Annotated in this window: 18 protein-coding genes; 5 read left to right on the top strand and 13 right to left on the bottom strand. The window is 47.1% G+C overall.

Annotated elements, in window-relative coordinates; all coding sequences use genetic code 11:
• Positions 1–2: 2 nt before the first annotated feature.
• On the bottom strand, positions 3–374 hold the full coding sequence (locus tag ACO6VG_RS25315; RefSeq protein ID WP_422134860.1) for a hypothetical protein: 372 nt from the start codon (positions 372–374) through the stop codon (positions 3–5).
• A 254-nt stretch (positions 375–628) separates the two neighbouring features.
• On the opposite strand from ACO6VG_RS25315, the gene sctC reads away from it, so the two are divergent.
• Positions 629–2,791: a type III secretion system outer membrane ring subunit SctC gene (sctC, locus tag ACO6VG_RS25310; RefSeq protein WP_422476183.1), complete on the top strand. Its 2,163-nt coding sequence runs from the start codon at positions 629–631 to the stop codon at positions 2,789–2,791.
• Positions 2,792–2,954: 163 nt separating this feature from the next.
• Positions 2,955–4,511 carry a glycerol-3-phosphate dehydrogenase gene (gene glpD, locus ACO6VG_RS25305; RefSeq protein WP_422410749.1) on the top strand — a complete coding sequence of 519 codons (1,557 nt, stop codon included), beginning with the start codon at positions 2,955–2,957 and terminating at the stop codon, positions 4,509–4,511.
• Between the two features lie 234 nt (positions 4,512–4,745).
• Here glpD and ACO6VG_RS25300 read toward each other — a convergent pair whose 3' ends face one another.
• From ACO6VG_RS25300 to ACO6VG_RS25290, 3 genes are read right to left on the bottom strand one after another with little or no spacing between them, the layout of a single operon-like run.
• Positions 4,746–5,384, bottom strand: a complete 639-nt coding sequence (locus ACO6VG_RS25300) for a sugar transferase (protein ID WP_422410751.1) — start codon at positions 5,382–5,384, stop codon at positions 4,746–4,748.
• A 32-nt stretch (positions 5,385–5,416) separates the two neighbouring features.
• A complete protein-coding gene (locus tag ACO6VG_RS25295) occupies positions 5,417–6,316 on the bottom strand; it encodes a hypothetical protein (RefSeq protein WP_422476181.1) in 900 nt (299 codons plus the stop codon).
• The gene (locus ACO6VG_RS25290; RefSeq protein WP_422138692.1) at positions 6,291–8,393 is read right to left on the bottom strand and encodes a putative bifunctional diguanylate cyclase/phosphodiesterase; all 2,103 of its coding nucleotides are present in this window, start codon (positions 8,391–8,393) and stop codon (positions 6,291–6,293) included. Before ACO6VG_RS25290 ends, ACO6VG_RS25295 begins: the two co-directional genes overlap by 26 nt.
• A gap of 455 nt (positions 8,394–8,848) precedes the next feature.
• Here ACO6VG_RS25290 and ACO6VG_RS25285 point away from each other — a divergent pair, with 455 nt between their 5' ends.
• Complete coding sequence (locus tag ACO6VG_RS25285) at positions 8,849–9,181, top strand: STAS domain-containing protein (RefSeq protein ID WP_422134853.1); 333 nt, start codon at positions 8,849–8,851, stop codon at positions 9,179–9,181.
• 24 nt (positions 9,182–9,205) lie between these two features.
• Here the strand turns inward: ACO6VG_RS25285 and ACO6VG_RS25280 are convergent, their stop codons facing one another.
• The 6 genes from ACO6VG_RS25280 to ACO6VG_RS25255 form a co-directional block, all read right to left on the bottom strand.
• Positions 9,206–9,976 carry a substrate-binding periplasmic protein gene (locus ACO6VG_RS25280; protein WP_422138691.1) on the bottom strand — a complete coding sequence of 257 codons (771 nt, stop codon included), beginning with the start codon at positions 9,974–9,976 and terminating at the stop codon, positions 9,206–9,208.
• 13 nt (positions 9,977–9,989) lie between these two features.
• Positions 9,990–10,604 carry a SanA/YdcF family protein gene (locus ACO6VG_RS25275; RefSeq protein ID WP_422476179.1) on the bottom strand — a complete coding sequence of 205 codons (615 nt, stop codon included), beginning with the start codon at positions 10,602–10,604 and terminating at the stop codon, positions 9,990–9,992.
• A 112-nt stretch (positions 10,605–10,716) separates the two neighbouring features.
• On the bottom strand, positions 10,717–11,892 hold the full coding sequence (locus ACO6VG_RS25270; protein ID WP_422138690.1) for a hypothetical protein: 1,176 nt from the start codon (positions 11,890–11,892) through the stop codon (positions 10,717–10,719).
• A gap of 125 nt (positions 11,893–12,017) precedes the next feature.
• On the bottom strand, positions 12,018–13,103 hold the full coding sequence (trmA, locus tag ACO6VG_RS25265; RefSeq protein WP_422134849.1) for a tRNA (uridine(54)-C5)-methyltransferase TrmA: 1,086 nt from the start codon (positions 13,101–13,103) through the stop codon (positions 12,018–12,020).
• A 74-nt stretch (positions 13,104–13,177) separates the two neighbouring features.
• Positions 13,178–14,470 carry an NCS2 family permease gene (locus ACO6VG_RS25260; RefSeq protein ID WP_422134848.1) on the bottom strand — a complete coding sequence of 431 codons (1,293 nt, stop codon included), beginning with the start codon at positions 14,468–14,470 and terminating at the stop codon, positions 13,178–13,180.
• A gap of 483 nt (positions 14,471–14,953) precedes the next feature.
• Entirely contained in the window at positions 14,954–15,964 is a 1,011-nt protein-coding gene (locus ACO6VG_RS25255) for a hypothetical protein (protein ID WP_422138688.1), read from the bottom strand.
• A gap of 290 nt (positions 15,965–16,254) precedes the next feature.
• Between ACO6VG_RS25255 and ACO6VG_RS25250 the strand changes: the two genes are divergently transcribed.
• Positions 16,255–17,616 carry an RICIN domain-containing protein gene (locus ACO6VG_RS25250; RefSeq protein WP_422476177.1) on the top strand — a complete coding sequence of 454 codons (1,362 nt, stop codon included), beginning with the start codon at positions 16,255–16,257 and terminating at the stop codon, positions 17,614–17,616.
• On the opposite strand, the gene rimI is transcribed toward ACO6VG_RS25250, so the two are convergent.
• The 3 genes from rimI to ACO6VG_RS25235 form a co-directional block, all read right to left on the bottom strand.
• Positions 17,606–18,061 carry a ribosomal protein S18-alanine N-acetyltransferase gene (rimI, locus tag ACO6VG_RS25245; protein WP_422134845.1) on the bottom strand — a complete coding sequence of 152 codons (456 nt, stop codon included), beginning with the start codon at positions 18,059–18,061 and terminating at the stop codon, positions 17,606–17,608. The two genes, ACO6VG_RS25250 and rimI, sit on opposite strands and share 11 nt — an antisense overlap.
• Before the next feature lie 93 nt (positions 18,062–18,154).
• Entirely contained in the window at positions 18,155–18,976 is an 822-nt protein-coding gene (locus ACO6VG_RS25240) for a hypothetical protein (RefSeq protein ID WP_422134844.1), read from the bottom strand.
• 5 nt (positions 18,977–18,981) lie between these two features.
• The gene (locus tag ACO6VG_RS25235; RefSeq protein ID WP_422138685.1) at positions 18,982–20,529 is read right to left on the bottom strand and encodes a 2-isopropylmalate synthase; all 1,548 of its coding nucleotides are present in this window, start codon (positions 20,527–20,529) and stop codon (positions 18,982–18,984) included.
• A gap of 569 nt (positions 20,530–21,098) precedes the next feature.
• Here ACO6VG_RS25235 and ACO6VG_RS25230 point away from each other — a divergent pair.
• Complete coding sequence (locus ACO6VG_RS25230) at positions 21,099–21,668, top strand: YajG family lipoprotein (RefSeq protein ID WP_422134841.1); 570 nt, start codon at positions 21,099–21,101, stop codon at positions 21,666–21,668.
• The last annotated feature ends 231 nt before the right edge of the window (positions 21,669–21,899 follow it).

Genomic DNA, 21,899 nt, shown 5'->3' with positions numbered 1-21,899 from the left:
TATTAGCCTGCGACCAGAACGTTTCGTGTCATGGTCAGGTATTCCTGCAATTCTTTTGACTCTTTTAATACGGCCAGAGCTGCTTTTGCTTCGGGCCATTCTTCAGCGTGTTTACTTAGAAGGCTCATGGCCATATCCGTCATCATGTGATGTTCATCAGGGGAGAGTGAAGGAGTCTTTTCAGTCAGGCCGAGCGCGTATTTTTTTTCACGATTCTGGTAGTTACGACCCAGTTCAAGGGCTTTCCAGAGCTCGGCTGAAATACCCTTGCCGGAGGGTTTAAAAGAAGACTTGTTTTTCGGAAAATCTTTATCAATGAAATCATTATTGATGAATGAAATCCCCGAAAGACCGTTTTTAAAAGACACGTCCATAATGCACAGCCTCTATTTAGATGAATTGATTATCTTCGTTTTAGCATCGGCTGGATGACAGTAAACCGTAGCACTGGCTCTAAAACTGTGTAAATGATTAGAATTGATGGGTAATCTTGGATACACTGGTCTTATTCTGTTGTGTATTCAAAATAGTTATAAAAAAATAAAATATTAATTGTAAAAAGTTTATTTAGCCGTTAATACCTTTATTACTGGGTTGTTTAGAGGATGGGCATGGAGGCACTCTTCAAATGGGCTCAAAAAATCTAAAGCTCTGGCTGATTTTGTTGCCTGCTCTGGCTTTGTTAAGCCAAATACTTTTTGCTGGCTTGTTGTCGTCCAATTCTCAGGCGGCGGTCTGGTCTTCCGTTTCCCAATCTGACACTACTCGAAGGCATATTGTGCGCCCTGGTGAATCGCTCTTCATCATTGCTCAGAATTATGGTTTTGAGCTCCATGAGCTGGCTGAGTTGAACAATATTAGCAACCCTTCAAATCTGATGGTGGGACAAACCATATACCTTCCAGATAATTCTACCGAATATGTTGAGCCCGGGTTTCTGACAACCCGGCCAGCAGAGCCTCCGGTTCAGGCTCTGGATGCAACTGCGTTTCCTCCGTCAAGATCCAGACCTGATGAAGAGGAATATTTCAGGTTGCAGCAGTGGATGGGTGGTCAGAAACAAACGACAGGTATCGAAAATATCGACTACAACTATGTGCGAAAGGCTCCACAGCCCGAAATCAGGGTTGGCTTTGATATTCCTCTGGAAGTTGAAGCATCATCCAGGGAACAAGATAGTTCTGAGTCTGCGGTCAAACAGATGAAAAGTATTGAGGCGGCCAGCAAGGCATTATTGGAAGAATTGGAGGAGGACGTAAAAGATTCAGACTCTCCAGCCCTGGCTGTCTTTGGAGACCGTCCTTATTCCTTCTATGGCAGTGGTGAAGATCTGCTTGAGGCATTACAGAACTTTGCTGCCAGTTACTATGTTCCAATCGTTATCTCTGAAGATGTTATAGGAGAAGTGAACGGCAAGATTGGTCCACTGACGCCCGTCGATTTTTTGGATCACATGGCTAATATTTACGGGTTTATCTGGTATTTTGATGGCCACTCACTCTACATTTACAGTGGCAGTTCAGCTGAGCAAAAGATCATCAGCCTAGAATACATGAGTACCCGGGACTTCAAGAAAACACTTAAAAAAGTGGGTGTCTGGGACGGTCGCTTTTTCTGGAAAGAACAGCCAAAAGATGGCCTGATCTATGTATCCGGACCACCAAGATACATTGAAATAGTGGGGCAAACGGCTGAGTTACTCGATGATAAAGAGGGGGAACGGCAGAAGAGTAAACTGACAGTGCGTATGTTCAGACTCAAGTACGCTTGGGCTACCGATAAAAGTTTCAATTTCAGAGGTCAGCAGATTGTTGTTCCCGGAGTAGCTAGCCTGTTAAGAAACATCGTCAGTGGAGGAGGGGTTGCCAGCGTTGAACGTAAGCCTGTTGAACCACTTGCAATGCAGCCCGCAAAGGGTGTTGTTCGCAATGGTGCTCAGAATAAACAGCAGTCCCGGCAGCCCGAAGAAGCATTGAATGCCGGTGCCTATATAGAAGGGGCTTACATTAGTGCAGATCCGAGGCTGAATGCCATTATTGTCCATGATCTGGAGTCCAAGATGGTCATGTATGAAGGCCTTATTGAATCTCTGGACAAACCTTCTTCCCAGGTCGAGGTCAGCGTCTCCATTATTGATGTTAATACAGCCGACATAGAAGCGCTGGGTGTTGACTGGAACAATACCCGTGGAACGAATTCTGAAATTACTTTTGATCCGGGTTCTTCTGCCTATGCTGATGACTTCTCTTCATTTACGACTGTTCTGGGTATGAACATTGGCAGTTTTAATGCTCGACTCAGTCTATTGGAGGATGAAGGTCGAGCCAAAGTTGTTTCCAAACCTTCCATTCTTACACTGGACAATCTGGAGGCAGTCTTCGATAACAGCAGTACCTTTTATGTTCAGGTGGCCAGCCAGGAAGATGCAGAACTGTTCCCCGTTACTTCGGGAACCGTTGTTCAGGTTACCCCCAGAATTGTCAAAGAGGAGATGGGTCGTCGGATCCATATGAGTGTGAATATTCAGGATGGAGGAGATTCCAACGACCAGAACCTTTCCCTGCCCAGGGTCAGTAACAGCTCGATTAGTACACAAGCAATCGTAAACGAAAATGAAAGTTTGCTGATTGGTGGCTTCTATAAAGAAAGTCAGGATCAGAAGACGACTAAAGTTCCGGTACTTGGCGATATACCTGTTCTTGGTCGCTTGTTCCGTGCCGATAAGAAGCAAAACATCAGCCAAATGCGCCTGTTCCTGATAACCCCTCGCATTCTTGGTGCAGGAGCCTGATCTAAGGTCTTCCTGCACCCTTCCTATTTGTGTTATTGCCCCGTTATGAGTCACCTGTATATTCGTATTTGTCCGAATTGGTAAATGCATTGGTTTTTTTTGTACTATTAAGTTCACTATAGTTTATAAGTATTCGTAAATATTCGTTTTGGGTGTGAGTGAAATGAAACAGGTGCAGACAGGGGATCTCTTTGACATCTACGTGATTGGTGGTGGTATCAATGGTGTAGGCATTGCCGTAGATGCAGCAGGCAGGGGCCTGAAAGTAGGTCTGTGCGAGAAGTCCGATCTGGCCGGTGCCACCTCATCAGCCAGCAGCAAGCTGATTCATGGTGGTCTCAGATATCTGGAGCATTATGAGTTCCGACTGGTCAGGGAAGCGCTGGCAGAGAGAGAAGTTCTGCTTAAAATGGCTCCTCACATTGCTTCTCCCATGCGCTTTTGTCTGCCTCACAGACCGCATCTGAGACCCGCCTGGATGATTCGTGCCGGGCTCTTTCTCTATGACAACCTCAGTGCCCGGTTTTCTCTGAAGGGATCAAAGTCTCTCAGGTTTGGCAAGGATTCTGCACTTAGGGAAGACTTCAGAAAAGGCTTCGAATATTCTGATGCCTGGGTAGATGATGCCCGTCTGGTCGTTCTGAATGCTATGGAGCTTCAGAGAAAAGGTGGGGAAGTTCGAACTCGCACTCAGGCATTGCATGCGGAACGAAAAGATGGCGTCTGGCATATTACTCTTCGTGACGAGATCACTGGAGAAGAGTCTATTGTTCGAAGTCGTGCCCTGCTGAATGCGGCCGGCCCCTGGGTTCAATCTTTCTTTGATGAGGGGCTGAAGCAAAGATCCCCGCGTAAAATTCGTTTGATCAAAGGCAGTCATATCATTGTTCCTCGTATTCACGAAGAGCCACGTGCTTATATTTTGCAGAACGAAGATAACCGGATTGTTTTCGTCATTCCTTATCTGGACCAATATTCATTGGTGGGTACCACCGACGTTGAGTATAAGGGTGATCCTGCTGATGTATGCTGCTCTGAAGATGAAAAACGTTATCTTTGTGATATCGTGAACAAACACTTTAAACAACAGATCTCACTGAATGACGTTGTTTGGGATTACTCTGGAGTGCGGCCACTCTGTGAAGATGAATCAGACTCTCCCCAGGCGATTACCCGTGACTACACCATGGAGCTGGAAGATCAGGACGGCAAGGCGCCGTTGCTTTCTATCTTTGGCGGTAAACTCACGACCTATCGTAAGCTGGCTGAAGCGGCTATTGGCAAACTTAAGCCTTATTTCCCTGTTATGGGTGAAAGCTGGACCAAAGCCTGTCAGCTGCCGGGCAGTGAAGGGTTCAAGAGTGTTCAGGACTGTACCGAAGAGCTTTGCAATGCTTACCCCTGGCTGCCTCCAGAGATCGCTTCCCGCTTCAGTAGAACTTATGGAAGCCTGAGTCGTCGTTTGATGGGAGAGAGTCGTTCATTGGACGATTTGGGAGAGTATTTCGGTGCCGGTCTCTATGCCGCTGAGGTTGATTATCTGATTGAGCATGAGTGGGCTTACCAGGTTGAAGATATCATCTGGCGTCGAAGCAAGCTGGGCATTGAGCTGGATAAAACCGGCAAGACCAAACTGGAAGCCTATCTTACAAAAAGGTTACCTGAACTGATTCCGGATCGATTTATCGACAAAGGCTCATTACTGAAGAAAGTCGTATAAAGTCGTGTAAAGGTGGAGACATCAGCCACCTTTCTTAAACAAAGGGGTTTATCCTGACGTTCTCTTGTGGCCTGAGGAGCGTGAAGCACCGGAAGGGATAGGGTGTTCACTGCTTCAGAGGCCCTTGGCCGACCCTTTCCGGCCTGGGGTTCATAGCCGGGAAGGAATGCGCAGAGCATTGGACATACTGGAAGAGAACCATCTGAATTATTGAGGTCATTAGTTTGATGGTTGTTACCGCTTGCCCGTAGCCATAACCCAAAACGTCTTGAACAGGATGCTAACGTCCATCTTTAGCCAGTCAGCAGGGTTGCTCAAAGACAGTGCATAGGCATGGTCATAAGCGACTCTGTTTCTCAGATCATAGAGGGTTTCGTCACAACTCAGGTTTACCTGAGCCAGTCCGGTCATTCCGGGGATAACATCATAGGTTCTTTCGGTATAAAAGGGGATGTTGTCTTCCAGCTTATGACAGATTCCAAGGCGCTCAGGTCTGGGACCGACGATGGACATATCGCCCATGAGAACATTCCAGAGTTGAGGTAATTTATCCAGACGGGTCCTGCGAAGAAAAAGACCTGCCTTGGTGACTCGGAGTTCATTCTTCGTCGTCCGGACAGGATCACTTTGGGCTTCTTTATCGACGCTCATGGTTCTGAACCGGTTCATCAGAAAGAGGCAGACATAGTTTTTGCTCTGATAGCCAATACGCATCTGACGATAAAAAACCGGACCAGGACTGTCCAGTTTGATCATTAAAGCAATGAAGGGGTAAAGAGGCAGTGTAAAAATAATGCCGATCACTGCTAAGGCCAAATCCATTGCTCTTTTACCGAGAGTGGTAAGCGGGTGAACATAGGTGACTCCTTTCACGGTTCGACTCCCTTTTAGCTTCGGCTTTCATTTCATACATCGTAAATCGAGGGGTCCGGATAAACGTGCACAATCACAGAAAAGGTCTTTTCACTTCGGGCATCAAGTAGTGCATCAAGATTGACTGCTTTGACGGGCTTGTCACAGTAAGTCACGGTCAGGTCGGCAATTTTAAGTCCCAGGTCCTGTGCGACTCTTACAGTGCTCTTGCCATTATGGGTGGTTTCCAGAAAGTCTTTGCGAAAGCTTTCGGTGCTGTAATCCTGATGATGATGGCGCAAAACATCGAGAGTCACATTATTGACAATTTTGCAGCGTTCAATGGCTGTTGGCAGTTCCAGAAGCCAGCGTTTGTCCAGAAAAGTCCATTCAAGCTGGTACGTAATCACGTTACTCATGAAAAAATCTCTGGCGACATTAGTTCCACGTTTGAAATTGCTCATGAATTTCCAATGCGTCCGGGTAAACTCATTACTGAAGTGATAATCCCAATCTGCTATACCATAGATTGACCCGCAACCACCGGTTTCGGTCTCTCCCTTTCGGCCCACTTTCGTTTCGGTCCGTTCGTGCATAATGGCAAATTGAGCGGCATAATCAGCCTTCAAAGTCTCTAACCTATTTCGGATTTGCCGGTCCCGACGAATCTTCTTCTTATATTCACCCAGGGTCTGAACGCCAGTTTTTAGTGCGTTCTCAATCATCCGCTCCCTTATCGACTGATCTAACTCCGGGGGCATTAGCGTTCCGAGCTGTTGTTCAAGCATCTGATGCAGTTCCAGCCGTTGGCATTCATCATGCTCGGCCAACCGGACAATCCGCCCATCTGCCGTCATGCCAAGTGCATTCAGTGACTCATCGCCAGGGTTGTCGGTCAGGTAGCGCTCAATGGCACGAGTGGTTTCTTCAGTGCTTGTCGACGTCGGGTTCATTGGGGAATGTCCTTTTCCTGGAGCTAGCAGATTTGTTTTTCCAGTTTCTTAAAAATTCAGCAAATTCCTGATCCGCAAGGGGTTTGCTGTAAAAGTACCCCTGGCCTTCTGTGCAACCTGACTTGATAAGGTGTGTTTCCTGCTCTTTGTTTTCAACACCTTCGGCGATGACTTTAATGCCAAAGCTGCGACCCAGTTGAATAATGGCTTCAACGATAACGGTGTTTTCCTTATTTCCTGGTAGCCCTTCGACAAAGGATTTATCTATTTTCAATTTATCGAATGGAAACTGTTTCAGGTAACTTAATGAGGAGTAGCCTGTGCCGAAATCATCCATTGCAAGGGTAATGCCCGTTGCCTTGATGTTATTGAGCTGTTCAGAGGAAAGCTCAATATCTTCCATTATGGAGGTCTCAGTCACTTCAATTTCCAGCAACTGGGGGGGAATCTGATATTTTTTTAACAGGTATTTGATGCGATCAACGATATTTTTGTCTCTTAGCTGAATGGCAGAAAGGTTCACGGCGATTCTCAGATCATGGAACTCTGTTTTATGCCATTCATGGAGCTGTTGGCATGCCGATTCAAGCACCCAGTCACCTATAGGAATAATTTCCAGATTATCTTCTGCCATAGGGATAAACATTTCCGGTGAAATAAGTCCCTTCTCAGGATGTTTCCAACGAAGTAAAGCCTCTGCACCCACCATCCGGGAAGTTTTGAAATCAATCTGTGGTTGATACACCAGACTGAGTTCATGATGCTTCAGAGCTTCATGAAGATCCCTTTCAAGTTTCTTGCGCTGCCGGATCTCGGTATCAACGGAGGCAATATAAAATTGGTAGCGGTTCTGATTTCTGGACTTGGCCATAATCATGGCGAATTCAGCCTGCTGCAAGAGATTATCCACTTGCTGACCATCGTCAGGAAATAACGTGATACCAACAGTTCCGTTAATGGTTATCTTTTCATCATTCACTGTAATGGGGGTTGCCAGCTGTTTCAGAAGTGCCTGAGCCGTTTCAGCTGCTGTATACGGTTGGGCGATTTTAGAAAGAATGATTGCAAACTGATCCTCTCCAAGCTTACCGATGAAGCCTCTATTACCAATATGGTTTCTCAGACGATCTGCAATTTTGACCAGTGCATGCTCTGCCGCATTGAAATTGAAATGGGCATTTAGTGATTTGAAATCATCAAGGCCGAGACAGAGAATGGCAATATTGTTATCAGAGCTCCCGGGTTTATTGATCATGCTCTGCAAGTGCTTCTGCAAGGTTCTTCTGTTTGGCAGGCGGGTTAAATAGTCATACTGAGACAGTCTCATGATCTGAGCCTCAGCTTTCTGTCTCAGGTTCAGGTTTCGTTCTATTGATTCCAGTAGCTGATTGGCTGTTCTAACCCAAAGACCGAGCTCATTGTTCTGATGGCCATTTGGGATGCGCAGTTTATGAGAGCCGGGAGCGTCCGGGTTAATCTGAGACAGGTTTCTGATCAAACGGTTCAGAGGTTTAGTAAGAATCAATGAATAGATCAGGTAGAGCAAGAATGCCATTGCAATAGCTCTGAAAATACCGCTGACCATTACTATCACTGAGCGCTGAATGAACTCCTGGCCATGGTGAGCCGTATCAATGGCCAAAAAGAGCTCGCCGTAATGTTCATGAACGGGTTCTTTTTTGTACAGAGGAATACGATAAATTCGAACAGGTTCAAATAGATAGTCTGAAAAATAGCGATACCCTGATTTGGAAAGGTCACGCTTTATAACAGCAAGTTCAGGTTCATTGGGTATTTTGATCGCCGCGATGTGAACTGCCTGATGCTCCATTAACCCGAAAAGAATCTCTTCGCCCATTGTGGGTTCCATTCTGTGGGCGGCCTGAATGGAGGGTTCCCTGATCATAGACAGCATTTGCCAGGCTTCCGAGTCAATGCTTTTGCTGGACTGGCGGGCATCAAAGAAAATCTGAACACAGCTGATCGAAATACCCAGCACACAGGCTGCCATTAGAACAGCTTTTAGCAATTTGGCAGATAAGCGTTGCTTAGCATCAATGCTTGTGCTGGTTTCCATATTCTTTGACTTTTTTGACGCCATCCATAGAACGTTTTCAACGACAGACTTCAACGAGGTTGGCTATGTATTAAAAAAAGAGGAAAGCAACTAGTGAGCAAACAAATGTTGGCTTAAGAGTTTTTTATTTCCTTGTGAAATTAACTATAGGAAGTTGAGAGCAGTTTACTAATACAAAATTGTAATCCTTAAACACAATTTTAATTAGCTTTTTATCAGGTAAAATAATTGTCGGAAGGTTTTTTATTTGTTTTTTCTTTAAAAAAACGATGGCAAGTTGGCAAAAGAGTATTTTGATTGGGAAGTGTTATTTTGAGCTTGTTTTGTTATTGCCAAAGGATATAGATGTGTTCATCTTTTAGGCTACGGCTTGTCTATTATGAGAATAGAACTTGTAAAAAATGTCTGGTTCTTCGCTGTTGAAAGTCAGGAGTAAAGTTAAGGAGTAGGAAGTAATGGATTACTCAATCTCGCACGCTCAGTCATATGATGTCATCTCACTGAAAGGTCAATTTAATGCTGAAACCGTTAATGGTTTAAGATCTCAACTCGATCACCTGATCAAAGATTGCTCAGGTGATTTGATTATAGACATGAGTTCTGTTGAAAAGTTTGATTCTTCTGGTATTGGTGTATTGGTCTTTCTTTATAAGCGTTTAAAAATTGAAAAAAGAAAGCTTACCTTGGTAGGTGTAAATGCTAAGACGGACGAGCTTCTGAGCATGTTACAAATTAATAAAACGATCAGGCAATTTAGTGATTTAGACGATTACTTGTCCAATCTCTAAGGAATTTTAGGACGTCGTTATCCTTTATCGATACATTTTTATTATCTGATCTATGACACCTTCTGACTTTAACTTTTGAAGAATCCTGTTGATCTTTATTCCGTGCTTTTCAGCAGACTTACTGAACATGAATGTCACAGGAACACAGTCGAATGTTTTCCCTGTCACAAACAAACCCGCGAACCGGGTTTTAATGAGGTGGCGTGCTACCATTTCGTCCATCAGTGCTGCATCATTTCGGCCTTTCTCCAGAAGCTTCAGAGCGTGCACTTCATCCCTGGAGTTGTGGCGAATCACTTCTCCGGATTGGAAGTAAGGTTCAAAAGTCTTAAAGGTATAGTTCTGCACCACCCCAAGTCGCTTTCCCTGAAGGTCGCCAGGTTGGTTTACTTCCAGTTTACTGCCTTGTAACTGCACAATGATTTCACAGTGCTCTGCAAAAGGTTCGGTAAAGTAAACTTTCCCGGAAACGCCTTCTCGCCACTGGGGGGAGCTCCAGGCTTGCAGATCCAGGCTGCCATTGCCTACCTTGTAAATGATACGGTTGAAAGGGTAGTACTCTTCCGTGAAGTCAAAGTCGCTCCGCTCGCTGATGGCTTCAAGGGTTTTCTGCACAATGCCTTTTCTTCCATCTTTCCATGAAAGAGGAGGGTAATCTGTCGGATACATCCCTGTTGAAATAGTGATCCTGTTTTGATCGGCCAGAGCGAGAGTGCTGGGTAGAAGCAGGCAGAAAGCCAAAAAATGTATGCCTGTCTTTTTTTTGTTGTTTTTTTTGTTGATAATCAGTCGCATTTCAGGTCTGGTTCTATGTCGGAGGTGTATTACCAATATCGATCGTTGGGCCCAGGTACTTGGGGCCAGTGTTTAACCAGTGAACTTCCAGGACGGCCAGAACTCTTGCAAGGATCTCTCTGGCCTTATTGCTCAGGTCACTATCGGCCCCGTCACCAGCGTTAAAAGCAATAGCATTAATTTCTTTATTCTGGGCGATATAGAGTGCCCGTTTATTGTGATAGGTCTGGGAAATTATGGTGAACGTATCAAGCCCGAAGACAAACTTTGCCCTGATAATGGAGTCCAGGGTTCGAAAACCTGCATAATCCCTGTAGATCCTTTCGGCAGGAATGCCCATTTTCAAAAGGTCCTTTCGGATGGTGCTCGGCTCATCATAATAAGGTGTTCCATTGTCGCCGCTGATCAAAATATAATCGATCTTGTCCCGGGTGTAGAGAAGATAGGCAGTCTTGAGCCTGAGAGCATAATGGTTGTTAAACCCGCCTTCACGAGAGTACTTACTGGTGCCGAGCAGAACACCGACTTTATTGTATGGAATGCTTTCTACATTGTTATAAAGCCGCGAGCTGGTTTTGGTATTGACCAGCCAGTTGGCGATAGCGATCAGGGAAATGAGTCCTATCACAGCTCCAGCAAACAAGCCAGTAACAACCTTTAGGCGGGTCGGCCTGCCCTGCATTCGGAAGTCTCCGTAAAATAAGGAATTCAGAGACAGTTAACCATAATCATCCTGCTGGTTAAAGTGTATCGGACTCTGATCGTCTCATATCCTCCAAAATAGTCTCGATTTCGATGGCAATAGACAATGAAGGCTGATCGGGTATACCCAGCGACTCCAGTGAGGGAACCTGGTTATCGCTGGCAATGGCAGACTGAAACTTTTTGACCACTTCTTCCGGAGTAGAAGCCAGAAAGGCTGCCTTTTCGCGGATCAGAAAGTTGTCTGTTCCTGGTTCAGCAATGTAAATAACAGGTTTTCCCTTATAGCGTGCCATCGTTCCAATAGAGGATTTATGGACCATAACAGCAACAGACATTTTTGTGAGAGCAGCGGTAGAATGGCGATTATTTTCCACTAATCGAACATTCCCGGTACCTCTTTCCTTAATCCAGCGTCGCTCGACCTCACCACTGGTCTTAGGGTGATGGGTGACCAGAAAGGTCACGGACGGCAGCTTTCGGGTGGCTTCAATAAAGATTCTGAAATACTCTTCATAGGTGTCGTCATAACCCCCGGCGAATACCGCAACAGGCTCATTGGGACCAATGTTTAGTTCAAGGCGGACAGATCGGTTATCCGTTTGTCGGTAAATATCATCCCAAGCCTCAAGCGCCGGTTGCCCAATTACTACGTAGAGGGGATTGGGGCAAAATACAAGATCTTTGAAGCTTACTGCGGTTGCAGAAGTGGGAATATGGAATTCATCAAGCGTTCGAATTGTTTCCAGAAATGCCTGCACATATTCCTTGTTGGTAATGGGATCAAAATTATCATAGAAAGCCAGAGTGAAGCTGCCACCTTGCTTCATATGATTGAGAATCTGGGCCTGTACAGCACTGGCCATTCCGGAATAAACGATCTTAGGCCTAATACGTTTCGATAACTCAATGAGAGCGCTTTTGGGCCAGACTGTTTCCCGATTGTTCCTGAGCTGCTCTGGATCAGGTACAGAAATGGTAAGGTTGAGCGGGTGATTCCGGAAGATTTCTGCGGCCCTGCCAATCGATAAAATGCGGTAGTTAATACCTCGCTTCTTCAGGGCTTTTTCAAGCTGTTTAAAAGCATTACTTTCCCCTTGATCATAAGCGACCAAAAGAAGATCAATGTTTTCTGTTGCCAGTGCATTGGAGCTGAAAATGTTTATAAAGAAACAAACAAACAGCGCACAAAGAGAGTCTGCATAGTTTTTCATTCTGTCTCCGTTAGAATCCCCGTTACTGGTTTTATCTGCTTTTGAAACAGGGAGGCTAACAGTCTGGTACAGAATTCCGTTTAAGGAAAGGTCAGCAGCTGGTTGCTTTTTGGCCTTTCAGGGAATTATTTTCGCATCAGGAATACACCCATTTCGCGATGATGGGTATAAGGGAACTGATCAAAAAGGGCTATACGTTGCACACTATGAGTTAGGGTGATCTTTTCCAGATTCTTCTTCAGTGTGTCAGGGTTACAAGAAATGTAGACAATATTGTCGAACTTTTGAACCAGGGCTTCAGTGCCTTCATCAAGGCCAGCCCTGGGAGGATCTACCAGGATGGTGGATACGTCATAGCTGTCCAGATCAATGTCTTGCAAGCGTCTGAACAATCTCTCACGATTCATTGCCTGAGTGAACTCTTCGCTGGATAAACGGGCTATCTGAACATTCTCGATGGCATTAAGCTCAAAGTTGTCATGAGCAGAGTTCACTGATGTTTTGGATATCTCTGTTGCCAAAACTTTGTCAAAGTGATTGGCCAGGACACAAGTGAAATTGCCGTTTCCGCAATAAAGCTCGAGCAGATCCCCTTTCAGACCACTACAGACATCACTGGCCCAGCCAAGCATATGCTCATTAACTCCGGCGTTGGGTTGAGTGAAACTATTCTCGACCTGAGTGTATTGGTAGTTTTTACCCAACACATTAAGGGTTTCGACAACGTAATCCCGATCCAGGACTATTTTCTGCTTTCTGGCACGACCGATGATGCGAATATTGTGAGAAAACTGTAATTTCTCCGCCGAAGCCCTCCACTCATCATTCAGCGGTTTGTGGTAAAGCATACTGATCAGAGCCTCACCGGTCTGGGTTGTCAGAAATTCCAGCTGGAAAAGCCTTTTTCGCAGGACCTCCTGCTGCTCGATGTCTCTCATCAGCGGCATCATTAATTCATTGATACGCTTTGTGCCTGCAGGAAACTGGTCGACGTTGAAAGGCTGTCTGGTCTCAGGGTCAAACATTCGGTAGTAGCTGCGTTCTTGCTCATGCCAGATGCGAAACTCTGCCCGCATTCTGTAATGCTGAGGCCGGGATCTGAAAACTTCCAGTTCAGGAACATCAAAAGTCTTAAATTCTTCTCGGGTAAGGCTTACCTTCTCGCTCAGCTGGGCTTCGTACTTTTCAGGCTCTACTACGGCTAATGACATGATGCTCTTCGATAAATAAAAACGGCCCATATTATGGGCCGCTTTCGAAGAGATGAAAACTGGTTTTCAGTTCATTAATTGAATATCACCAGCTTAACGGTGAACAGCAGAGATAGAACAATCAGTGCACTATTAAGGTCTTTTGCACGACCACTCAGGAGTTTGATGGCGGTATAGGAGATAAAACCAAAGGCAATACCGGTTGTGATCGAGTAACTCAGAGGCATGGAAACAGCTGCAATAACCACTGGAGCAGCTTCTGTCAGATCGTCCCAGTCAATCTGGAACATACTGTGAGTCATCAAAACGGCTATGAAGATCAGAGCAGGGGCGGTTGCGTAGGCAGGCACTACGGCTGCCAGTGGCGACAGGAACAGGCATCCCAGGAACAGTATGCCAACAACCACAGCGGTCAGGCCTGTGCGACCACCCACTGAAATCCCGGCGGTACTTTCAACATAACTGGTAGTGGTTGAAGTACCCAGTCCAGCCCCTGCCATACTGGCCATGGAATCTGCCATCAGAGCTCTGCCCAGGCGAGGGAATTTACCATCTTTGTCCAGCAGGTCGCCTTTTTGCGCTACGGCAACCAATGTGCCTGAGGTATCAAAGAGGTCAACAAACAGGAAAGAGAAAATAATGCTGATCATGCCGACTTCCAATGCTCCGGCAATATCCAGTTGCAGAAATGTCGGGGCGACGCTGGGAGGCATGGAAAACACACCATTCATCTCTACTTTGCCGACTACAAGGCTGATGACGGTAATGGCCAGAATGCCAATCATGACTGAGCCGGTGACATTGCGGTAGTAAAGAGCCACAATCAGGGCGAAGCCAATGGATGCCATAATGGCGCTCCAGGAATTCATATCTCCCAGTGTTACCAGTGTGGCCGGGTCGCCAACGATAATGCCGGCATTCTGCAGAGCAATAAAGCCCAGGAAGAGCCCAATACCCGCAGCAATACCACCTCGCAAAGAGAGAGGAATGCTGTTGATAATCCACTCACGAATCTTGAAGACACTCAATGCGAAAAAGCAGACACCTGAAAGAAAAACCGCCCCCAGTGCTACCTGCCAGCTATAACCCATTTGACCTACAACGGTGAAGGCGAAGAAGGCATTGAGACCCATACCAGGAGCAAGAGCAATAGGGTAATTAGCATAAAAGCCCATGATCATACAGCCGATAGCAGCAGCCAGACAGGTAGCAACAAAAACGGCCCCCTGATCCATACCGGTGGTGGCCAGCATGCTTGGGTTTACAAAAATAATGTAAGCCATGGTCAGGAATGTAGTAATGCCTGCCAGCACTTCTGTCTTAACATCGGTGTGATGTTCTTTCAGTTTGAATAGCCGTTCTAACATGCTGAGGTTTCACTCGGGAGTAAAAACCCCCGATGATAACGATTTTTACGGTCGGTTAGAATATGGGAGTGGTATCGTTATTTTTTCGATAAATCACGGTTTATGGTGGAGATTTCTTAGGTTGATCTTTGTGGGTAAAGTGCTGTCTTGTGCTCGTTTTCTTTTATACCCCCATATCTGGTAGTCTGGATTTTTTGTGAGCAAATAATGCCCACTTTGCTGGAAGGCCCGTGACTGACGGGGTTAGTTCAGGATGATGTGAGCAATTAACAGGGTTATCCACAGAAGTTGTGGTTAAATTGATAGTGCCTGCCCTGAATATCGGATATTCGATATGGCGCAAATTTGACCAGTCTTGTCACTATATTTTGAAGTGTTTCAGGTATTTTTACGGGCGAGTTTGCAGAAACCGTATTGAATTCTCTGCTGCCGTTTCAAAAATGACAACCGAGTCGACCCCAATAGAGTCGACTCTGGTAGCGATCAGGCTACTGCTGCCAGCTTCCCTGTTTGCATTTCCTGAATTCTGGCATTGAGTTTTGCCAGGGTTTCGGCCATTTTTCTTCTTTCGTTCTCCTGACTTTCAGCACTGCGTTGTGCGCGTTGTTTTCTGTGGCGTTCAATAGCCTCACGTATGCGAAGCTCTTTCGGGCAGATGGGGTCAGCAGCAACGACCTCTGTTTCAATAATGGCTGCTGGCTCTGGCTCAGTGGTTTCTGGCGGTTGAGAGCTTTCTTTAACTGCAGGTTCAGACTGAACATCCAGTTGACTCAGGGCGTCGCTGTCACCGGCCAGGCAGGCGTCGGCAGCGGCAGTAATCGCAGCCAGCTGGGCTGTGATGTCATCGCTCATTTCAATGCTGCTCAACTGAACCATCGCATTGGCCCTGGAGCCCGCAGACTGGGTTGGTTCAGGCTTTGGCTTTTCTTTTTCGGACTGGACAACCTTGATCCCGGTTGAGTCTGGAGTCGGGCTGGGTACAGCTGGCGCAGACACAGGCTCAGCAGCTGAGTGTTGAGCGGCCTGAGCAGGCGCAGTCGAACCGGCTTCTGACTGTTGAGCAGAGTCATCATTCGCTTTATTGCCAGCATTGCCGGATTTCATGGCAAGGCTTGGAGGTGTATTGGAATCACCTTCATTGATTTCTGCAAAAATGGAGGCCAGCTCTTTTTCAATGTTGGACTTGCGCTGGCGCCGCTTCTTTTTGGGCAGGATTTTTACCGTGCTGGTCTTATAGCCTCTGAGGCTATGGGCACCAAAGAAATCGATCGCGTCCTGCTCGAGCTCAGCCAGTTCCTCACGGGACTCGGCCCTATCCCACTCCTCCACGGTAAATGCGTCTTCGCCGTGGATACGGATTTCTCTGTAAAGCGGGTAGTCCATATCCTGGTGTGCAGCTGCCACCATTTTTTCCCACTGGCTTTCAAGGTCATTGCGAGTGGAGCCTACAAAAATTTGTTTTGTTACTTTATTAGTGACGGTGAAGATAATCAACGCTGGATGACCTTTCTACTGACGGTGACAGGCGCGCAATTATACCTGCCGATTTCCTTCTGTGTAGTGGGGATTGTGCGCTATTCAAAAACTGTTTTAAGGGATACCGGGCTGAGGTGGCATTGTAATGGTAAGAAAAGTAGGAAAATCCCGAAGCTCAGAGGGTTACTACACTTTTTTATCGGGCTGTAAAAGCGGCTGTTTTGTGGCTCTGACCGGCAGTTAGCATTTTGACAAAGAAGGGTAATCAGCTAATGTCAAAATAATTAATAAATAGAGTGGCGACAGAGATGGCAGGTAAGTGGAACTACAAAAATGGACTGGTAGTTGTTCCTGTTTCATTATGGGGATTTTTGCTCTTCGGAGCTTTTAATCTTTTATCTGTTTTCTTCGTTTTTTTTCCGCTCCTGTCCGGGGCAGATGTCTCAGACGATCATCGGCCGGTTGCACATTTTGCCAATCAATTCTTCCTCCAGAAAGAGGGCGCTTCCTATTGCCTGGGGCTGGATGTTGAAGGGGATGAGTCTACTACCTGTGTGCATCAGAACCCTGAGCAGAAAAGGCTCTGTTATCCCGGAAACCGGGCAGTGATCAAACCCTGCGACGACAATAGCCCATTCCAGAAATGGTATTATGATTTCCAGAGAAAAACGATCCATTATCAGGGCTTTGCTGCCAGTATCTGTCTATCCAGAATGATAGACACTCTGGCAATGTTGCCCTGTATAGAATCGACCAGCGCCCAGATCTGGCTATTTGATGAGCAAGGCAGATTGTCGAACGCAACTGATCGACAACAGGAGAACGGATATATCGCGCTGCTTGATAAGAGTGAGGATCCTGCACCTTTATTATATCGGTATCTTGAGACGGACATGGGAGAGCGGCGCTGCTATCAGAATCTGCATACCGGACAGACCGTCTGTGAGTTTGAGCGGGAACCTCTAAATGACCAGGGGCCCGAATCCGGTGAAGAGAAAGAGGTGTCTGGGCAAGAAACGAAACCTGAAAAGCCCCTTCCACCTGAAGAGATAATGCCGCCGGAAGAAGCGCAACCTGAGGAAGAAAAAGTCCCACCTGTTTTGAGCTGGGAAGAGCGGCCTGAGAGAGCTTTCTGGGTCTCTGAGCGTTTGACAGAAGATATCCTGCTGGTGAATCAGAACCTGAGGCTTTGCCTTGGTGTTAGCGCCGCAGAAAGCTGTTTGTCCGAATCTCCTGACATGAGTAGCTGCTATTCATCGACATCCATTGAACTGGGTACTTGCGATAGCCAGAACAGCCAGGTTTGGCGCCATGACTTGTTAACCAAGCGAATCTTTAATCGTGCTGCAGGTTACCGATATTGCCTGACCTGGCTGCCGGGAAGCTTTTCACTATTACCCTGCTTTCCCGGAGGAAGTCCGTCTCAAAAGTGGTATTTTGCCCGTGGCAAGACTCCTGCATCCCCGGAAAGAGGGCGTCTGAGAACTATGTTGAACGGGGGCCTTGATCCTTATTCATACACTGAGGCATTGACGTTGCCCATCACAGTGAACGAACAGAAGAAAAAGAAACCAAAAGAGCTAAAAGTCTACTTCGAGTGGCTACTTGGCAGATGTGGCAGACATCCTGTCACTGGCGTTTGGCTGGATGACTGTCCGGTCACTCCCTGACGCTGAGATCCAGAGCCATAACAATAGCATCCTCGGCCTTATGGTCTTTGTTTGCCGGGTAGTAGTTTTTACGGCGGCCAATTTCACTGAAACCAGATTTAAGATAGAGGTTGAAGGCTTTTTTGTTGGATTCGCGCACTTCAAGAAACAGGGTTTCTGCCAATTTGGCTGAAGCATCGATGAGTTGATTCAGCATGGCAGTGCCATAGCCTCTGCCCTGCTCACTGCGAGAGACGGTCAGAATCAGCAGGCTGGCTTCTCTTGCAGCCAGCATGACGACTCCCTGGGCAACAATTCTACCCTGGTGTTCGGCTACCATGCAGAGATAACCCGAGTCGATACTGTTCATGTAGTGCTTTTGATTCCATGGATGAGGTCCGGCTTCCTGCTCGATAGCCGCCAGTTCCGGAAGATCCTGGTGAGTCATTGTTCTGAATGACAGCATATAAGTTTTCTTTATCGTGATAACTGAGGAATATCGGGCGTCTGGCATCAGCACAGGCTGCTAAGCGTAATCGATTTTCTGCTCATGAGGCGGTTATGAAGGGGTCAGCTCCCTGATTATCGGTGAAATATCCTGCCAGACTTCTGACTTCAGGGCTGGAAGTTTCATCAACTCATTAAGACCGTGAGTGACAATGAAGTATTGATTGGAGTGAAGGCCCGTCTGCAAACCTCTCAGGTCGTTGAACTGTCGGCTTGGATCTATCACAAAACGGGCTGCTGCCTGACCGAAGAGCAGAACTACTTTTCGTCTGGCCAGGCCAAACTGGTTACTGAGGTAGGCGCAAACTGCGTCGGCAGCAGCGGAGTCGTCCTGGCTCAGGTGCTCCATCAGGCCAGCATTGCCCAGTGGCCAGACGAACTCACTGAAAGGCAGAGTTTCAGACCCTGCAGGCAGTTGAATAGCGCGAAGAATATCGCTGAGTAATCGAAGGTGAAAGCGTGAAAATTGATTCAGTCCGGAGTGAGGCATTTCGGCGACTACCAGACAGTGTTCGTTGGCGGCCAGAGTGACCAGCCTGAACTTGCTGATTTCTATTGGCCGGGGTTCAGAAATAATGTTCTGTTCTACAGAGGTTGCTGGCTCCGGATCCTGTTTCGTTTCAACACGACTGGATATGCCCAGCAAATCTTTTGCTGAAGAAGCACCTGTGGCAACTTCAGAAAGTGGAGCTGAAGATGGGTGGGAAGAAACAGTTAATTGTCCGGGCTTATACGCTTCTACCGGCTCTTCCTCTGGAAAGTCAAACGCCCTGGGGGGCAATGCATTAGGCAGGATTTGGCTGGGAAACCAGGTCTGGATACCCATGGCATCGAGGTAGTGCTGCCGAGTTTGCTCGCTGATCCTGCCTTGCATGACTGTTAGAGGTTCCCTGTCTGTGGGTTGGTTTTTGGATGGTCAGCATTCAGCAGGTTCAAAGCATTGATGTAGGCTTTGGCAGAAGCGACCACAATATCGGTGTCTGCTCCGGAGCCATTGACAATGCGACCCTGCTTCTCCAGACGTACGCTGACGTCGCCCTGTGAATCAGTACCGCTGGTAATCGCGCTAACATTATACAATGCCAGACGGGCACCGGAATTAGCAATACTTTCTATGGCCTTGAAGACCGCATCAACAGGACCGTCTCCTGCACTGCGTACTTCAATCTCATCAGAGTCTACTGCAATAACCAGACGTGCTTCTGGTGTTTTACCGGTACTGGAGCCCGCTTCCAGCTCAAGCAGACGGTATTTCTCTTCTTCATTAGCGGAGCGAACATCACTGACCAGTGCCTGCAAGTCGTCATCGAAAATTTCAGATTTCTTGTCAGCCAGCACCTTGAAGCGGTTAAAGGCTTCGGTCAGTTCGTTACGATCAGCAAAAGTAATACCCAGCTCTTCCATCCGGGACTGAAAGGCGCTGCGGCCGGATAATTTACCGAGGGTCAGACGGTTAGTGTTCCAGCCAACGTCTTCAGCCTTCATGATTTCGTAGGTTTCGCGGTTTTTCAGAATGCCATCCTGGTGAATACCGGATTCGTGAGCAAAAGCATTAGCACCGACAATGGCCTTGTTGGGCTGAACCGGGAAGCCGGTGATACCGGAGACCAGACGGGACGTAGGAACGATATGCTGAGTGTTGATGCCCGTTTCGACCTTGAGTTCGTCCTGGCGGGTACGTATAGCCATAACGATTTCTTCAAGAGAGGCATTACCCGCCCTCTCTCCAAGGCCGTTGATGGTGCATTCAATCTGACGAGCACCGTTAACCACGGCTGACAGGGAGTTGGCTACTGCGAGCCCAAGGTCGTTGTGGCAATGAACCGAGAAGATGGCTTTGTCTGAATTGGGAACACGCTCAATCAGCTGGGCAATCACGTTGCCGAATTGGTGAGGCAGGGCGTAGCCAACCGTGTCCGGAATGTTAATGGTGCGGGCACCGGCATCGATAACGGCTTCAATGATACGGCACATAAAGTCGATGTCAGATCGTCCAGCGTCTTCCAGAGAGAACTCAACATCGTCAATGAGGTTGCGGGCCAGCTTAACCGAAGCCACTGCCTGTTCCAGCACCTGCTCAGGCGTCATACAAAGTTTGTGTTTCATGTGCAGCGCAGAGGTTGCAATAAAGGTATGAATACGACCTTGAGCAGCTGGTTGCACAGCTTGTGCTGCTGCTTCAATATCTTTGGGCAATGCCCTGGAAAGACTGCAGACAGTGCTGTCTTTAATGGTTTCAGCGATGCTTTTGACCGCTTCAAAATCGCCTGGGCTGGCAATGGCGAAGCCTGCCTCAATGACGTCCACCTTGAGTATTTCCAGAGATTTGGCAATCCGGACCTTCTCATCCCCGGTCATAGCAGCGCCGGGACTCTGTTCACCGTCTCTCAGGGTGGTGTCGAAAATAATAACCTGATCGTTGCTCATGGTTGCTGCTCCCGCTGTTCTTTTATCAGTTCAATGTTTTTTGACGCGCTTTTTGTGCAAAAGGTTCTATTTGTGCAAAAGGATTTTTGAAAGTGCCGACATAGAAGATGCTGCTTGCAACAGGCGGCATTTTCTGCACTTGTCAGTCGGAATTCGTACAAATGTAATCATTTTTCTGACTTTGGGGTCAGAGGGCCAGACGGCCGGGGTCGAAGGTGAAATTAAATAGTCTGCTCAAGGCAGTAGGAGTAGCAGGCGGGAAGGACGAAAGATGGACTTGGGAGTGAACACCACAGGCTCACGGGCAGCTGTTACCTGCGCATTGGTGTCGTTATCAGAGTCCCGGAAGATTTCGGGCTGTTGCTTATCGTTCGCTATAGGCATTGTAATCACGCTCAGCGTTCTGAAATCAGCGTAAGATTGTTTAATGGATTATGTGGAATGCACTATATCCTCTATAAGTCGCTTTGCCAAGCCGGTTGATCCGGTTTTCGAGACTGGATAGGATTTGTGTCGACCCTATTTTCTTTCGCCAAGGGCGCCCCGCCCATCACAGGATAGCCGGACTCATGAAAAAAATGTCACTTATTTTATTGGCCGCTCTCGCCCTGGCCGGCTGTGCCCTGAGCCCTCAGGAAGTGGATGTAACCCCCAGAATTGCTGTGGAAAAGCCAATTAAACCATTGCAGGGAACGGTCAGTGTGACCGTCTATGATGAGCGCTTGTCCCGCTCTCTTGGTCATCGTGGAGGGGTTTATTCAAATACCAACGCCATTACGACCAATGACCGCCTGACTCTGGCTATTCGCTCGGCAGTGGAGCTGGGTCTGAGAGAGATGGGGCTGACAGTTACTGAATCTGAAGATGTATCCCAGTTCCAGGTTTATCTTGATGATCTGGAGTACAAGGTACCAGAGGGCAGTTACATCACCCAGGTGGACCTGAAGGCAAAAGTCCGGGTCAGGGTTGTAAAAGGCGATCAGCGTTTCGAGGGGGTCTACTCCAGCGAAATCAGTGAGCGTGTACCCAAGGCACCCTCTGATGAAAAGAACGAAGAGCTGATCGATAAAGTGCTCAGTGATGTGCTGAGCAGAGCCTTGGCAGACCCAAGGTTGAGAGGTTTTCTGAAACAGGCCTGAGTCTTTATCATTTAATCCTGTCGATCGAACACCAGGTAGCCTGAAATCTGATGTTCTCACAGGCAGAAAAAACGCCTTGAGGAGCAGTCCCTTAGGGAATTTTTCCCTGTAATCATTGTCCAACCATGAAGAGGTTTTTCAATCGGGCGCTATTGCAGCCTGAATGGCAACATTTTTGCGAATAACAATGATCTTCGTAGAGTCCATGGGCTTTACGATAATCTGTTTAAA

The organism is Endozoicomonas sp. ALB032, assembly GCF_049310125.1.
GTDB lineage: Bacteria > Pseudomonadota > Gammaproteobacteria > Pseudomonadales > Endozoicomonadaceae > Endozoicomonas_A.
The sequence above is the reverse complement of the archived record's forward strand: the minus strand, read 5'-3'. Positions and strand labels throughout refer to the sequence as shown.

Coding starts and splice junctions, on each gene's coding strand:
- ACO6VG_RS25315 (WP_422134860.1), bottom strand. CDS start 374: ATGGACGTGTCTTTTAAAAACGGTCTTTCGGGGATTTCATTCATCAAT.
- sctC (WP_422476183.1), top strand. CDS start 629: ATGGGCTCAAAAAATCTAAAGCTCTGGCTGATTTTGTTGCCTGCTCTG.
- glpD (WP_422410749.1), top strand. CDS start 2,955: ATGAAACAGGTGCAGACAGGGGATCTCTTTGACATCTACGTGATTGGT.
- ACO6VG_RS25295 (WP_422476181.1), bottom strand. CDS start 6,316: ATGAACCCGACGTCGACAAGCACTGAAGAAACCACTCGTGCCATTGAG.
- ACO6VG_RS25290 (WP_422138692.1), bottom strand. CDS start 8,393: ATGGAAACCAGCACAAGCATTGATGCTAAGCAACGCTTATCTGCCAAA.
- ACO6VG_RS25285 (WP_422134853.1), top strand. CDS start 8,849: ATGGATTACTCAATCTCGCACGCTCAGTCATATGATGTCATCTCACTG.
- ACO6VG_RS25280 (WP_422138691.1), bottom strand. CDS start 9,976: ATGCGACTGATTATCAACAAAAAAAACAACAAAAAAAAGACAGGCATA.
- ACO6VG_RS25270 (WP_422138690.1), bottom strand. CDS start 11,892: ATGAAAAACTATGCAGACTCTCTTTGTGCGCTGTTTGTTTGTTTCTTT.
- trmA (WP_422134849.1), bottom strand. CDS start 13,103: ATGTCATTAGCCGTAGTAGAGCCTGAAAAGTACGAAGCCCAGCTGAGC.
- ACO6VG_RS25260 (WP_422134848.1), bottom strand. CDS start 14,470: ATGTTAGAACGGCTATTCAAACTGAAAGAACATCACACCGATGTTAAG.
- ACO6VG_RS25250 (WP_422476177.1), top strand. CDS start 16,255: ATGGCAGGTAAGTGGAACTACAAAAATGGACTGGTAGTTGTTCCTGTT.
- rimI (WP_422134845.1), bottom strand. CDS start 18,061: ATGCTGTCATTCAGAACAATGACTCACCAGGATCTTCCGGAACTGGCG.
- ACO6VG_RS25240 (WP_422134844.1), bottom strand. CDS start 18,976: ATGCAAGGCAGGATCAGCGAGCAAACTCGGCAGCACTACCTCGATGCC.
- ACO6VG_RS25235 (WP_422138685.1), bottom strand. CDS start 20,529: ATGAGCAACGATCAGGTTATTATTTTCGACACCACCCTGAGAGACGGT.
- ACO6VG_RS25230 (WP_422134841.1), top strand. CDS start 21,099: ATGAAAAAAATGTCACTTATTTTATTGGCCGCTCTCGCCCTGGCCGGC.